This is a genomic window from Pseudomonas sp. CBZ-4 (assembly GCF_000346755.1).
Lineage (GTDB): Bacteria > Pseudomonadota > Gammaproteobacteria > Pseudomonadales > Pseudomonadaceae > Aquipseudomonas.
The window spans coordinates 1-14,978 of the sequence record NZ_ANNV01000154.1; the positions used below are offsets into that span (position 1 = coordinate 1).

A 14,978-nucleotide genomic window follows, 5' to 3' on the forward strand; every position below is an offset into this window, starting at 1 on the left:
GATGTACCGAGGTGTCTGCATCGCAGGCAAGCCAGCTCCCACAGGTGCCGGTTCCCACAGTTGAAGAGTGAACACCAGGAAAAATACCGGTCGGCTCTAAGGCCGCCGCGCTCTTGCTTTTGATCTGGGGTCGCCCCGTCAAACACGCTGGCCGAACGCAGGCTTGAATCCGTGGGCAACCCGGCAGGACGCCGGGTTAGCCGCACTGGGCCATGGATGGCCCATTGCGGCGGCCCACGGATTCAAGCCTGCGTTCGGGCACACCGAGCCTAGGCGAGGTGCCGAGTGGTGGGGCAAGGCCTTTTGCTTACTTTTGGGCCTTTCCAAAAGTGAGCCGCTGTAAGAGCGGAACCATAAGTAGCCGTTACCTAAATAACGGATATGTACCCAACCCTACTCAATCCCAACTTGATTCCGCCCATTATGCTTGGCGGTGTAAAGCCCCTTATCCGCCGCCAATATCAGCTGCCGACAATCCGTCCCCTGCTGCGGCGTCACCGTAGACAAACCGATACTGATCGTCAGGCTAGCCCCCTCAGCCGGCGCAATATGCGGAATCTTCAACGCCGCCACCGCCATGCGCAGCTTCTCCGCCACCAACCGCGCCCCACCCGGCGAAGTATTCGGCAACACCAGCGCAAACTCCTCACCGCCATAACGCGCCGGCAAATCCGAAGGCCGGCTGCTGGCATCACGGATAGTCGCCGCCACTTTGCGCAGAGCTTCATCCCCTTCAACATGACCAAAGCTATCGTTGTAGGTCTTGAAGAAATCCACATCAATCATCAACAACGACAACTGCGTCTGATCACGCATAGCCCGGCGCCATTCCAGCTCCAGGTATTCGTCGAAGTGCCGTCGATTGGACAGCCCGGTCAGCCCATCGGAGTTCATCAGCCGTTGCAGCACCAGATTGGTGTCGAGCAGTTGCTGCTGGCTGACCCGCAGCGCGCGATACGCCGCATCCCGCTGCAACAGGGTCATATAGGAGCGCGAGTGATAGCGGATACGCGCCACCAGCTCGATATTGTCCGGCAGCTTGACCAGGTAATCGTTGGCCCCCGCAGAGAACGCCGCGCTCTTGATCAGCGGGTCCTCCTTGGTGGAAAGCACGATGATCGGGATATTCGCCGTAGCCGGGTGGTTGCGGTACTCACGCACCAGGGTCAGGCCGTCAAGGCCGGGCATCACCAGGTCTTGCAGGATCACCGTCGGCTTGATACGGATCGCCTGGGCAATCGCCTGGTGCGGGTCGGCGCAGAAATGGAAGTCGATGTTTTCTTCATGGGACAAGCCACGCCGTACGGCTTCACCGATCATGGCCTGGTCATCGACCAGCAACACCATGGCGGCGTTTTCGTCGGTCTTGATGTCGTCGATCTGTAAATCATTCATGTGCAGTCACCTGAATTACTACCTGCAAGCCAGCACCGCCGGGGGTCTTGATCATTTTGCAAAGACCTCCAGCAATCGGGGCGCAATTCTATCCAATGGGCGAATTTCAACAGCGGCATCTATCGCCGCCGCCGCTTTGGGCATGCCATACACCGCGCAGCTCTGCTGATCCTGGGCGATGGTCAAATATCCTTGTTCACGCATGAGCTTGAGCCCCTGGGCGCCGTCGCGCCCCATGCCGGTCAGCAATACGCCGACCGCGTCGCCGTTCCAGTGGCTGGCGACGCTCTCGAAAAACACGTCGATGGACGGCCGGTAAATCTCGTTCACCGGCTCGGCGGTGTAGGCCAGGGTGCCATTTTTCAGGAGCCGGATATGGTGGTTGGTGCCGGCCAGCAACACCACGCCACTTTGCGGCGGCTCGCCTTCGCGGGCCAGGCGTACCGGCAGGCCGGAGGCGCTGCTCAGCCATTCGGCCATGCCGGCGGCAAACACCTGATCCACATGCTGCACCAGTACGATGGCCGCGGAAAAGTCCCGGGGCAAGCCCTTGAGCAGGATTTCCAGGGCGGCCGGGCCGCCCGCCGACGAACCGATCGCCACCAGGCTCTCGCGTTTGCCGGTCGCCCGTTGCGGCGTTGTTTCCGCCCGCACGCGGCTGCCGCGCTGGCCGATCAGCCAGCCAATATTGAGGATCTTGCGCAGCAACGGCGCCGCCGCGTCCTTCGGGTTGCCCACGCCAAGCGCCGGCGTGTCCACCACATCCAGGGCGCCGTGACCCATGGCTTCGAAGACACGGCTGACGTTAGCCTGACGGTCGACCGTGACAATCACGATAGCGCATGGCGTCTCGGCCATGATCTGGCGAGTCGCCTCCACGCCGTCCATCACCGGCATGATCAGGTCCATCAGGATCAGGTCCGGGGTCACTTCAGCGCAACGCTGCACCGCTTCCAACCCATTGCTCGCCACCCACACAACCTGATGCGCAGGCTCGAAACTCAAGGCACGGCGCAGGGCTTCGACGGCCAGGGGCATGTCATTGACGATCGCAATCCTCATCCCCGTGCCCCTCCGATCAGCTCCATCACCGCGTCGAGCAAGGCGTCGTCGTGGAAACTGGCCTTGGCTAAATAATAGTCGGCGCCGGCGTCGAGGCCACGACGGCGGTCTTCTTCGCGATCCTTGTACGACACCACCATCACCGGCAGCGATTGCAGGCGACTATCACGACGCAACAGTGTGACCAATTCAATACCGTCCATGCGAGGCATATCAATATCAGTGATCAACAGGTCGAAATCCTCGGAGCGCAAGGCATTCCAACCATCCATGCCATCCACCGCCACCGCGACTTCATAGCCACGATTGAGCAGCAATTTGCGTTGCAGTTCCCGCACCGTGAGCGAGTCATCCACCACCAGCACGCGTTTGCGCGGCGCTTCGGTGGCCTGCTGGCTGCGCCGGGCGATCCGCTCCAGGCGGCCGGTGTTGAGCAGTTTGTCCACCGAGCGCAGCATGTCTTCGACATCGACGATCAACACCACCGAGCCGTCGTCCAGCAAGGCGCCGGCAGAGATATCCTGGACCTTGCCCAGGCGATCATCCAACGGCAACACCACCAAGGTGCGCTCGCCGATAAAACGTTCCACGGCAATCCCGTACACCGCATCGCGCTCGCGGATCACCACCACCTTCAACGTGTCCGACGGGCTCTGGCCAGCCGGGCGCTGCAACAACTGGCTGGCGGCGACCAGGCCGACATGCCGGCCCTCGTGCCAGAAATGCTGGCGGCCTTCCAGTTGCACGATGTCGTCGGGCGCCAGGTCGCACATGCGTTCGATATGCGCCAGCGGGAACGCGTAGGCTTCTTCGCCAACTTCCACCACCAGGCTGCGCACTACCGACAAGGTCAGCGGCACCTCCAGATGGAAACGGCTGCCCTGCCCCGCCGTCTGCTCCAGCACCACCGCGCCGCGCAGTTGGCGCACCATATGTTGCACCGCATCCAGGCCGACGCCGCGCCCGGACACCTCGGTCACCTTGTCGCGCAGGCTGAAACCCGGCAGGAACAGGAAGGTCAGCAGCTCCTCTTCGCTCAGGCGCAGCGCCGTTTCCAGCGGCGACAAGTGCCGATCGACGATGGTGCCGCGCAGGCGCTCCAGGTCCACGCCGTTGCCGTCGTCGCTCAATTCCAGCACCAGCAGACCGGCCTGGTGGGACGCGCGCAGACGAATCAGACCTTCCGCCGGCTTGCCCGCCAGCAGGCGCTGCTCGGGCATTTCAATGCCGTGATCGACGGCATTGCGCAATAAATGGGTCAGCGGCGCTTCGAGCTTTTCCAACACGTCGCGGTCGACCTGGGTCTTTTCGCCCTCGATTTCCAGGCGCACCTGCTTGCCCAGGCTGCGGCCAAGGTCGCGGACCATGCGCACTTGCCCGGCCAACACGTCGGCAAACGGGCGCATACGGCAGGCCAGCGCCGTGTCGTAGAGCACTTGGGCGCGCTGCCCGGCCTGCCAGCCGAACTCGTCCAGCTCGGCGGTCTTTTCCGCCAGCAGGGCCTGGGCTTCGCTCAACAAGCGGCGGGTATCGGCCAGGGCTTCCTGGGCTTCGAGGTTCAGGTCCAGGGTCTTCAGTTGCCCGTCCAGGGTGTCAAGGGCGCGGGCGCTCTGGCTTTGGATGCGCTTGAGGCGTTGCATGCTGGAGAGGTAAGGCTTGAGCCGCTGGGTTTCCACCAGGGACTTGCTGGACAGGTCCAGCAGGCTGTTCAAGCGCTCGGCGGTCACGCGCAAGACGCGCTCGCCGCCTTCGGTCATGCGTCGATTCAAGCGTGGCGGCTCAGCGGTGACCGGCGGCGCGGGTTCGGGCTCGGATGGCAGCTCTTCAACGATGGGTGCGGGTTCGGGTTCGGGCACAGGCGGCACTGGCGGCGACACGGCCTTGACCGGCGCCTGGGACGGATCGAGCAAGCGCTCCATCAACGCCACATAGGCTTCGATATCCGCCGGGCCCACGGTGTTGCCCGGCGTGGCGATGCGCATCAGCAGGTCGGTGCCCTGCAGCAACGCGTCGATATGTTCGGGTTGCAGGTACAGCCGGCTTTCCTGGGCGCTGACCAGACAATCCTCCATCACGTGGGACACGCTGACCCCGGCATCCACCCCGACAATCCGCGCCGCGCCCTTGAGCGAGTGGGCCGCGCGCATGCAGGCTTCGAGCTGGTCGGCCTGGGTCGGGTTGCGTTCCAGGGCCAGCAGGCCGGCGCTGAGCACCTGGGTCTGGGCGTCGGCTTCCAGGCTGAACAGTTCCAGCAGCGAGGCGTCGCGCATCTGGTCGGGGGTCATGTGAGGCTCCGGGTCACGGCAGACAACAATTGCGCCTCGTCCAGCCAACGCAGGCTGCGGCCTTTCCACTGCAACACACCCTGGGTGAAGCGCGCGCTGGCCTGGGTGCCGGAGGCCGACGCGGCTTTCAAGGTGCGTTCGTCGATGGCATGGATGCCGTCCACTTCATCCACCGGCACCACCACCGGGCCGTCCTGCGCGGCGATGATCAACATGCGCGGCATGACCCGCCCGCCGCTGGCGCCATTGCTGGTGGCGTCCAGGCCCAGCAGTTCCACCAGCGACAGGCAGGCCACCAGCGCGCCGCGCACATTCGCCACGCCAAGCAAGGCGCGGGAGCGCTGGTGCGGCAGGGAATGAATCGGTTGCAGCGGCGCCACTTCCACCAGGCAACGGGTGGCGATGCCCAGCCATTCCTCGCCGAGACGGAACATCAGCAGGGAACGCGTGACCACGTCTTCGCCGATTTCCACGGCGGCGTGCGGGCGATGGTCGTCCTGCTGCAACGCGTAGCGGTCCAGCAGCCGCGTGGCAGCGGCGGAGTACACCGCGCAGTTGCGGCAGTGGATATGGTCCGCCAGCAAGGGGCAGGATTTGTCGCCATGGATGCCGATGCGGTTCCAGCAGTCGTCGATGGCTTGGGTGTCGGCCAGGGTCAGGTCCAGGCCAGCGGTGTCGAGCGCGTGTGGGCTACTCATCGTTTGGACTCACTGTCAGCTCGCTCGCTACGCGCGGCACGCGCCTGCAAACGGCGCGCCCCCGCACTGTCGCCCTGGGATTCAAGCAACGCGGCCAGGTGCATCAGGGCCTGCGGGTGCTGGGGTTCCAGGTACAAGGCTTTGCGGTAAAACCCCTGGGCTTCCAGGGCACTGCCGGCCACGTCGCTGAGCAGTCCCAGCCAGTAAAACACCTGGGCGGCCGGCGGATGGTTGCTCAAATAGCGTTCACACGCGGCTCGGGCCTCGGCGCTTTTGCCTTCGTTGGCCAGGGTGGCGATCTGGCTGAGCAGATCCGCCGCGTCGGACGGCGGCGCCTTGATCGGCACCACCTGGGCACTGAACGAGCTGAACGGACGTGGCTTGACCGGCAACGCCGCCGCACTGCGCAGCGGCGGCGGCGCGGGAATCGGCGCAAACACCGGCTCCGGCTTGACCGGCTCGACATGCCGGCTGAACGCAAACGACTGCGGCACGCCAATCGACTTCATGCCATGGCGCCCCAGCAGGCTGCCCTCGGCCGGGCCGATAAACAGCACGCCGTCCTCGTGGGTCAGGCCCTTGAGCACATCGAACACTTGCTTCTGGGTCGGCTGGTCGAAGTAGATCAGCAGGTTGCGACAGAACACAAAGTCGTAGCTCGCCTCGTTCGCCAGCAGCGTCGGGTCAAGCAGGTTGCCGACTTGCAGGCGCACTTGCTCACGCACGCGCTCGCTGATGTGGAAGCCGTCGGCGGACTCGTTGAAATGGCGGTCGCGAAACTCGATGTCGGCGCCGCGAAACGAGTTCTTGCCATACACCCCGCGCCGCGCACGCTCCACCGACAACGGGCTGACATCCAGGCCCAGCACTTTGAACTGGTGCGGCGCCAGGCCGGCATCGAGCAAGGCCATGGCAATCGAATAGGGTTCTTCGCCGGTGGAACACGGCAAGCTGAGGATGCGCAGCGCACGCATCTGCTTGATCTCGGCCAGGCGCGCCTTGGCCAGGCGGGCCAGCGTCGCAAAGGATTCGGGATAACGGAAAAACCAGGTCTCGGGGACGATCACCGCTTCGATCAGCGCCTGTTGCTCGTCATGGGAGCGTTGCAGTTGCTGCCAGTATTCATCGGCCGTCTGCGCCTGCACGGCCTGGCTGCGCTGGCGCACGGCGCGCTCGATGATCGCCTCGCCGACGGAGGCGACGTCGAGGCCGATGCGTTCCTTGAGGAAGTTGAAGACGCGCGGGTCGCTGCTCATACGCTCAACTCGGCAGAGAACAGCAAGGCGCGCACATCGTCGGTGAGCAAGTCGCTGACGCCAATCCATTGCATCAGGCCCAGTGCATCTTCACGCACCGGCCCCAGGTACGGCGCCTGGCGGTTGTCCAGGCCATAGGGCTGGAACTCCGCGGGGTCGCAGCGCAGGGTGTCGGTGGCCTGTTCGAGGATCAGCCCCAGCCAGCGCGGTTCAACCTCGTCGTTCGGCTGGTAATTGACCAGCACCAGCCGCGTGCTGGTGCGCGCCTGGGCCGTGGCGCCAAAGGTCAGCGCGCTGAGGTCGATCACCGGCACCAGCGCGCCGCGATGGGCAAAAATGCCGGCGACCCACGCCGGCGCATGGGCGATGGGCTTGAGTGGCAGGCGCGGCAACACCTCGGCCACTTCCGTGGCCTTGAGGGCGTAGCGTTCGCTGCCGATATGGAACACCAGGAACAACGCCTTTTTCGCTGCCGGGACGGCGCCGCGTTTAGCCGCGAGGTCGCTCATCAGACTTTGAAACGCGACACGCCGCTGCGCAGACCGACCGCAACCTGGCTCAGTTCATCGATCGTAAAGCTGGCCTGGCGCAGGGACTCGACGGTCTGGCTGCTGGCATCGCCCAACTGCACCAACGCATGGTTGATCTGCTCGGCGCCGGTGGCCTGGGCCTGCATGCCTTCGTTGACCATCAGCACCCGCGGCGCCAGGGCCTGTACCTGATGGATGATCTGCGACAGCTGCTCGCCGACCTGCTGCACTTCAAACATGCCGCGGCGTACTTCTTCGGAGAATTTGTCCATGCCCATCACGCCGGCGGACACCGCCGACTGGATCTCGCGCACCATCTGCTCGATGTCGTAAGTAGCCACGGCGGTCTGGTCGGCCAGGCGGCGCACCTCGGTGGCGACCACGGCGAAACCGCGCCCGTATTCACCGGCCTTCTCGGCCTCGATGGCGGCGTTGAGGGACAGCAGGTTGGTCTGGTCGGCGACCTTGACGATGGTCACCACCACCTGGTTGATGTTGCCGGCCTTCTCATTGAGGATCGCCAGCTTGGCGTTGACCAGGTCGGCGGCGCCCATCACCGAGTGCATGGTTTCTTCCATGCGCGCCAGCCCTTGCTGGCCGGAGCCCGCAGCCACCGACGCCTGGTCGGCAGCGGTGGAAACTTCGGTCATGGTGCGGACCAGATCCTTGGAAGTGGCGGCGATTTCACGCGATGTTGCGCCGATCTCGGTGGTGGTGGCCGCTGTTTCAGTGGCGGTGGCCTGTTGCTGCTTGGAGGTGGCGGCAATCTCGGTGACCGAGGTGGTCACCTGCACCGACGAGCGCTGGGCCTGGGACACCAGGGCCGTCAGCTCGGTCATCATGTCGTTGAAGCCGGTCTCGACCGCGTTGAATTCGTCCTTGCGCTCCAGGTTCAAGCGCTTGCTCAGGTCGCCGTCGCGCATGGTGCCGAGGATTTCGACGATGCGCTGCATCGGCGCCATGATCGCGCGCATCAGCAGCAGGCCGCACAGGCCAGCCGCCAGGATCGCCACCGCGAGGGACAGGAACATGCTCAGTTTGGCGGCAGAGACCGCATCGTCGATGGCGTTGGTCGCACGATCGGCGACGTTCTTGTTTTCGGTAATGATGTCATTGAGCTTCATGCGGCCTGCGGTCCAGGTCGGCGTGAGCTGGCTGTCGAACTCCTTGCGCGCGGCCACCAGGTCGCCGCGTTGCAGGCTGTCGAGTACCGTGGACAGGCTCTTGTTGTAGGCCTGGTGCAGGCCTTCGAAGCGGTCGAACTCGGAACGGTCCTCGCTGCCGGCGATGGTTTGGGCGTAGTTGCTCATCTGCTGCTGGATGCGCGCCTCGAAGGACTTGAACTCGGCCTTGTCGGCGTCGCTGAGCTTCTTGTCTTCGCGCAGGCCCAGCAATTCGAGGGTTTGCAGGTAGCTGTCGACCCAGGCGCTGCGGATCATCGAACTGAGGTAAACCCCCGGCACCGCGTCGTCGCGCACGGCGACTTCACTGTCTTCGATCTTCAACAACCGTGAATAAGAGACCACAACCATTAACAGCATGATGGCGATAATGACCGCAAAACTTGCCAAGATCCGTTGGCGCAGGGTCCAGTTCTTCACAGTAATTCCTCGGAGGGCCATTCAAATGGAGGGGAGTATAGCTGAGCAGAAGCCCTCATTAATCAACGGGTTTTGATGGAATGCTCACATAATCCAAAAACAACCCGGGGAGCTGCCCTCCTACGGAACAAAGCCTGACTGGGTAAAAAACTGGGGGAGCGGGCTTGCTCGCGAAGGCGGTGGGTCAGCCAGCACATTCAGTGACTGAAACACCGCATTCGCGGGCAAGCCCGCTCCCACATTTTGATCCCTGTTGTGTCAGTGATTACGAGTTCAGGCGCACCTGTTTTTCCAGTTCGGCCTTCAGGCCCGGCTCTAGCTTGAGCTGGCGCGCCAACTCATCGAGGTAGGCCTTTTCCATAAAGTTTTCCTCGTCCACCAGCATCACGCTGGCGATGTACATCTCGGCGGCCATTTCCGGAGTGCCTGCCGCGCGGGCCACGTCGGCCGGGTCCAGGGGTTTGTTGAGTTCGGCATGGAGCCAGCTTTGCAGCTCGCGGTCGTTGTCCAGCTTGGTGAATTCGCCTTCGATCAGCGTGCGCTCGCGCTCGTCGACATGGCCGTCAGCCTTGGCGGCGGCGACCAGGGCCTTGAGGATGGCCTGGCTGTGTTGCTCGACCTGGGCCGGTGGCAGACGGTCGATAGTTTGCGGCTCGCCCTTGGGCGCAGTGGCCTGTTGCGCCTGCCAGTTGCCGTAGGCCTTGTAGGCAATCACGCCCAGCGCGGCCAGGCCGCCGTAGGTCAGGGCCTTGCCGCCGAACTTGCGCGCCTTTTTATTGCCCAGCAGCAGGCCCATGGCCCCCGCCGCCAGGGCGCCACCGCCCGCGCCGCCGAGGAGGCTGCCCAGGCCGCCGCCGCCCAAGAGCCCGCCAAGCGCGCCTTTGTCGTCCTGTTTACGCTGGCCGCCAGCCTTGTTTTGCAACATGTCCTGGCCAGATTTGAGCAACTGATCGAGCAATCCACGGGTATTCATTCGTAGCCTCCAGACACTTGGGTTCATAGGACCAATAGGCCCCCAGCGTAAAACTAAGTGCCAAAAAGCCCCGATCTAGAGTGCTTCCAGATGTAACGCGACGACCCTTCGCTAAAACCGATATACACTCGAACAAATCTATAAAAACACCCCACTGGTAATTCCAGCATGATGACCTTGCGTCAAATCCGGCACTTTATCGCCGTGGCCGAGACCGGATCGATCTCGGCCGCTGCGCAGACCGCCTTTATTTCCCAGTCCACACTGACCCTGGCGATCCAGCAACTGGAGCAGGAAATCGGCGTCAACCTGTTCAACCGCCACGCCAAGGGCATGACCCTGACCCACCAGGGTCATCAATTCCTGCGCCAGGCCCACCTGATTCTCGCCACCGTCGATAACGCCAAGCGCAGCCTGCAACAGAGCACCGACCAAGTGGCCGGGCAGTTGATCATCGGCGTGACCAGCCTGGTGGCCGGTTATTACCTGGCGGATCTGCTCACCCGCTTCCAGCGCGCCTACCCCAATGTGGAAATCCGTGTGATGGAGGACGAGCGCCCGTACATCGAACATTTGCTGGTCAGCGGCGAAATCGACGTCGGCGTGCTGATCCTCTCCAACCTCGAAGACCGCCACGCCCTGCAAACCGAAGTGCTCACCCACTCGCCGCACCGCCTGTGGCTGCCGGCGCAACACCCGCTGCTGGAGCACGACAGCATCAACCTCGCCGATGTGGCGCGCGAGCCGCTGATCCAGTTGAACGTCGATGAAATGGGCCACAACGCCCAGCGCCTGTGGGCCGGCGCCGGCCTACAGCCACGCGTCACTTTGCGCACAGCTTCCACCGAAGCCGTCCGAAGCCTGGTGGCAGCGGGCCTGGGCGTGTCGATCCAGCCCGACATGACCTACCGCCCCTGGTCACTGGAGGGCGACATTATTGAAGCGCGGCCGATTGCCGACCTCAGCCAGACCCTCGACGTCGGCCTGGCCTGGCGCCGTGGCACCGCGCGGCCGGCCTTGGTCGACCCGTTCCTGACGGTCGCGCGCGAACAGCCGCACCCACGCAAGCCATCTATTTAATCGAATGCTGCATTCAGTATTTAGTATTTGTTGACCTCGCGCCTGACCTCTAGTCTCTGTGCATCCATAAGAGAAAGGTCAGGCCCTCGTAAGAGAACGCCCATGGCCACACAAGAAAAGAGATCGCGAAAAATGTCCGGCGCGCCCACCCCGCTGCTCACTGCGTTGCTGATCGACGGCGAACTGGTCCAGGGCCAGGGGTTTGCCGAGCCGATCCTCAACCCGGCCACCGGTGAAGTCCTCACCCAGATTGCCGAAGCCAGCACCGAGCAAGTCGAAAGCGCGATCCTCGCCGCCCACCGCGCCTTTGCCGGTTGGTCGCGGACCACGCCGCAACAACGCTCGAACATCTTGCTCGGCATCGCCGATGCCATCGAAAAACAAGCCGATTACCTCGCCCGCCTGGAAGCCCTGAACTGCGGCAAGCCGTTGCACCTGGCGCGCCAGGATGACCTGAGCGCCACCGTCGATGTGTTCCGCTTCTTCGCCGGCGCCGTGCGTTGCCAGACCGGCCAGCTCAGCGGCGAGTACCTGCCGGGCTACACCAGCATGGTGCGCCGCGACCCGATTGGCGTGGTCGCCTCGATTGCGCCGTGGAACTACCCGCTGATGATGGCCGCGTGGAAAATCGCGCCCGCCCTGGCGGCCGGCAATACCCTGGTGTTCAAACCTTCCGAGCACACGCCGCTGTCGATCCTCGCCCTGGCACCGGCCCTCAGCCAACTGCTGCCGCGCGGGGTGATCAACATTCTGTGTGGCGGCGGCGAAGGCGTCGGCAGCCATTTGGTCAGCCACGGGAAAGTGCGCATGGTCTCGCTGACCGGCGATATCGTCACCGGGCAAAAGATCCTGCAAGCCGCGTCGAAAACCCTGAAACGCACGCACCTGGAACTCGGCGGCAAAGCCCCGGTGATCGTGTGCAACGACGCCGACCTGCAAGCCGTGGTCGAGGGCGTGCGCGCCTATGGCTACTACAACGCCGGCCAGGATTGCACCGCCGCCTGCCGCATCTACGCCCAGGCCGGGATTCACGACAAATTGGTCGCCGAGCTGGGCGCAGCGGTCAGCAGCCTGCGCTTTGCCGGCAAACGCGACGCCGACAACGAACTCGGCCCGCTGATCAGCACGCGCCAGCGCGACCGTGTGGCCAGTTTTGTCGAACGCGCCCTCGGCCAGCCGCATATCGAACGCGTGACCGGCGCCGCCGTGCACTCCGGCGCGGGCTTCTATTACCAACCGACCCTGCTGGCCGGCTGTAAACAGAATGATGAAATCGTCCAGCGCGAGGTGTTCGGCCCAGTGGTCACCGTGACCCGCTTCGACGAACTGGAACAGGCGGTGGACTGGGCCAACGACTCCGAATACGGCCTGGCTTCCTCGGTGTGGACCCAGAACCTGGACAAGGCCATGCAGGTCGCGGCCCGCCTGCAATACGGCTGCACCTGGATCAACAGCCACTTCATGCTGGTCAGCGAAATGCCCCACGGCGGCTTGAAGCGCTCGGGGTATGGCAAAGATCTGTCCAGCGATTCGCTACAGGACTACAGCGTGGTGCGCCACATCATGGCGCGCCACGGCCAGCATCTCTAAAACAACAACTAAGCTCATGCGTCACCGGTTTGCGAAAAACTGCCCCGACCATAATTAAAGAAGAGGGAACCCCCATGTCCGCGCACAAGACCGCACTGCTCAGTGCCCTGGCCACCGCGCTGCTGGCCAGCGCCAGCCTGCAGGCCGCCGAACCGCTCAAGGCCGTTGGCGCTGGTGAAGGCCAGCTGGATATCGTCGCCTGGCCCGGCTATATCGAACGTGGCGAAAGCGACAAGGCCTACGACTGGGTCAGCGGTTTCGAGAAGGAAACCGGCTGCAAGGTCAATGTGAAAACCGCCGCCACCTCTGACGAAATGGTCAGCCTGATGGCCAAGGGCGGTTATGACCTGGTCACCGCCTCGGGCGACGCTTCGCTGCGTTTGATCGGTGGCAAGCGCGTGCAGCCAATCAACACAGCGTTGATCCCGAACTGGAAGAACATCGACCCGCGCCTCAAGGATGCGCCGTGGTATGTGGTCGGCCAGCAAACTTATGGCACCCCGTACCAGTGGGGCCCGAACGTGTTGATGTACAACACAAACGTGTTCAAGACCGCGCCCACCAGCTGGAACGTGCTGTTCGAGGCGCAGAACCTGCCGGACGGCAAGCCGAACAAGGGCCGCGTGCAGGCGTATGACGGCCCGATCTACATCGCCGACGCGGCGCTGTACCTCAAGTCGACCCAGCCGGAACTGGGTATCCAGAACCCCTATGAACTGACCGAAACCCAGTACAAGGCCGTGCTCGACCTGTTGCGCGCCCAGCAACCGTTGATCCACCGCTACTGGCACGACACCACCGTGCAAATGAGTGACTTCAAGAACGAAGGCGTGGTGGCCTCCAGCGCGTGGCCGTATCAGGTCAACGGCCTGGTCAACGAGAAGCAGCCGATTGCCTCGACCATCCCCAAGGAAGGCGCCACCGGCTGGGCCGACACCACCATGTTGCACAGCGAGGCCAAGCACCCGAACTGTGCCTACAAGTGGATGGACTGGTCGCTGCAACCGAAGGTACAGGGCGATGTGGCGGCCTGGTTCGGCTCGCTGCCGGCGGTGCCTGCGGCGTGCAAGGAAAGCGAACTGCTCGGCGCCGAGGGTTGCAAGACCAATGGTTTCGACCAGTTCGACAAGATCGCCTTCTGGAAAACCCCGCAGGCTGAGGGCGGCAAGTTCGTGCCGTATAGCCGCTGGACCCAGGATTACATTGCGATCATGGGCGGCCGCTAGTTCCTGAACACAAGGAGCTAGCTTGTTGGGAGCTGGCTTCTGTGGGAGCCGGCGGTTCGACGCCTCGACTTGCCCGCGATGCAGGCGCCTCGGTGTGTCTGTTACACCGAGGTGATGCCATCGCAGGCAAGCCAGCTCCCACAGAAGCCAGCGCCCACATTGCTGACCGCCTTCACCGATATCCGTTTTTTCAGAAGTCCAGGCCGGGCCGCTGCGACGACCCGCGCCTTTTCGGAGCACCGCACCATGACGCTTGCAGTCCAATTCACCCACGTTTCCCGTCAGTTCGGCGAAGTGAAAGCCGTTGACCGGGTTTCCATCGATATCCAGGACGGCGAGTTCTTTTCCATGCTCGGCCCTTCCGGCTCGGGCAAGACCACCTGCCTGCGCCTGATCGCCGGGTTCGAGCAACCGAGCGCAGGCTCGATCCGCATCCATGGCGAGGAAGCCGCAGGCTTGCCGCCGTATCAGCGCGACGTGAACACCGTGTTCCAGGATTACGCGCTGTTCCCCCATATGAATGTGCGCGACAACGTGGCCTATGGCCTCAAGGTCAAGGGCGTCGGCAAGACCGAGCGCCTCAACCGTGCCGAGGAAGCCCTGGGGATGGTCGCCCTCGGCGGCTACGGCGAGCGCAAGCCGGTGCAACTGTCCGGCGGCCAGCGCCAGCGTGTGGCCCTGGCCCGCGCCCTGGTCAATCGCCCACGGGTATTGCTGCTGGATGAGCCGCTGGGCGCCCTCGACCTCAAGCTGCGCGAGCAGATGCAAAGCGAGCTGAAAAAGCTGCAACGCCAGCTGGGCATCACCTTTATCTTTGTAACCCACGACCAGACTGAAGCGCTGTCGATGTCCGACCGGGTGGCGGTGTTCAACAAAGGCCGCATCGAGCAGGTCGATACCCCACGCAACCTGTACATGAAGCCGGCCACCACCTTTGTCGCCGAGTTCGTCGGCACCTCCAACGTGATTCGCGGCGAGCTGGCCCAGCGCCTCAGCGGCAACCCTCAGCCGTTTTCGATCCGCCCGGAACACGTGCGTTTTGCCGAAGGCCCGCTGGCGGCCGGAGAAGTGGAAGTCAGCGGCCTGCTGCACGACATCCAATACCAGGGCAGCGCCACGCGCTACGAACTGAAACTGGACAACGGCCAGGCCTTGAACATCAGCCAGGCCAACAACCAGTGGCTGGACATCAGCAGCGGCCATCAGGTCGGCCAGTCGATCACCGCGCGCTGGGCCCGTGAAGCGATGACGCCACTGACCGACATCGCAGGCGAGGTGTGAC

12 protein-coding genes are annotated in these 14,978 nt (G+C 63.6%); 4 read left to right on the forward strand and 8 right to left on the reverse strand.

The genetic code is table 11. The features are described 5' to 3' along the window. Window positions 1-393 precede the first annotated feature (393 nt). The 8 genes from B348_RS0122100 to B348_RS0122135 all read right to left on the reverse strand — a co-directional run bounded on the left by B348_RS0122100 (window position 394) and on the right by B348_RS0122135 (window position 9,800). A complete protein-coding gene (locus B348_RS0122100; RefSeq protein WP_017738220.1) occupies window positions 394-1,395 on the reverse strand; it encodes a diguanylate cyclase in 1,002 nt (333 codons plus the stop codon). Between the two features lie 51 nt (window positions 1,396-1,446). After that, window positions 1,447-2,457 carry a chemotaxis response regulator protein-glutamate methylesterase gene (locus B348_RS0122105; RefSeq protein WP_017738221.1) on the reverse strand — a complete coding sequence of 337 codons (1,011 nt, stop codon included), beginning with the start codon at window positions 2,455-2,457 and terminating at the stop codon, window positions 1,447-1,449. Continuing rightward, complete coding sequence (locus tag B348_RS0122110; RefSeq protein WP_017738222.1) at window positions 2,454-4,742, reverse strand: hybrid sensor histidine kinase/response regulator; 2,289 nt, start codon at window positions 4,740-4,742, stop codon at window positions 2,454-2,456. Before B348_RS0122110 ends, B348_RS0122105 begins: the two co-directional genes overlap by 4 nt. Then, window positions 4,739-5,440, reverse strand: a complete 702-nt coding sequence (locus tag B348_RS0122115; protein ID WP_017738223.1) for a chemotaxis protein CheW — start codon at window positions 5,438-5,440, stop codon at window positions 4,739-4,741. Before B348_RS0122115 ends, B348_RS0122110 begins: the two co-directional genes overlap by 4 nt. Next, window positions 5,437-6,696: a protein-glutamate O-methyltransferase CheR gene (locus tag B348_RS0122120; RefSeq protein WP_017738224.1), complete on the reverse strand. Its 1,260-nt coding sequence runs from the start codon at window positions 6,694-6,696 to the stop codon at window positions 5,437-5,439. The genes B348_RS0122115 and B348_RS0122120 overlap by 4 nt, the downstream gene beginning before the upstream one ends. After that, window positions 6,693-7,205, reverse strand: coding sequence for a chemotaxis protein CheW (locus B348_RS0122125; RefSeq protein ID WP_017738225.1), 513 nt, complete (start codon window positions 7,203-7,205; stop codon window positions 6,693-6,695). The genes B348_RS0122120 and B348_RS0122125 overlap by 4 nt, the downstream gene beginning before the upstream one ends. After that, window positions 7,205-8,827 (reverse strand): methyl-accepting chemotaxis protein, encoded by a 1,623-nt coding sequence (locus tag B348_RS0122130; RefSeq protein WP_017738226.1) that lies wholly within the window; start codon window positions 8,825-8,827, stop codon window positions 7,205-7,207. Before B348_RS0122130 ends, B348_RS0122125 begins: the two co-directional genes overlap by 1 nt. A gap of 265 nt (window positions 8,828-9,092) precedes the next feature. Continuing rightward, a complete protein-coding gene (locus B348_RS0122135; protein WP_017738227.1) occupies window positions 9,093-9,800 on the reverse strand; it encodes a tellurite resistance TerB family protein in 708 nt (235 codons plus the stop codon). A gap of 168 nt (window positions 9,801-9,968) precedes the next feature. Between B348_RS0122135 and B348_RS0122140 the strand changes: the two genes are divergently transcribed. The 4 genes from B348_RS0122140 to B348_RS0122155 all read left to right on the forward strand — a co-directional run bounded on the left by B348_RS0122140 (window position 9,969) and on the right by B348_RS0122155 (window position 14,977). Next, on the forward strand, window positions 9,969-10,880 hold the full coding sequence (locus B348_RS0122140; RefSeq protein ID WP_012722545.1) for a LysR family transcriptional regulator: 912 nt from the start codon (window positions 9,969-9,971) through the stop codon (window positions 10,878-10,880). A gap of 132 nt (window positions 10,881-11,012) precedes the next feature. Then, window positions 11,013-12,470: a gamma-aminobutyraldehyde dehydrogenase gene (locus B348_RS0122145; RefSeq protein ID WP_017738228.1), complete on the forward strand. Its 1,458-nt coding sequence runs from the start codon at window positions 11,013-11,015 to the stop codon at window positions 12,468-12,470. Between the two features lie 74 nt (window positions 12,471-12,544). Further along, complete coding sequence (gene ydcS / locus B348_RS0122150) at window positions 12,545-13,696, forward strand: putative ABC transporter substrate-binding protein YdcS (RefSeq protein WP_017738229.1); 1,152 nt, start codon at window positions 12,545-12,547, stop codon at window positions 13,694-13,696. A 246-nt stretch (window positions 13,697-13,942) separates the two neighbouring features. Continuing rightward, window positions 13,943-14,977 (forward strand): ABC transporter ATP-binding protein, encoded by a 1,035-nt coding sequence (locus tag B348_RS0122155; RefSeq protein ID WP_017738230.1) that lies wholly within the window; start codon window positions 13,943-13,945, stop codon window positions 14,975-14,977. Window position 14,978: the final 1 nt, after the last annotated feature.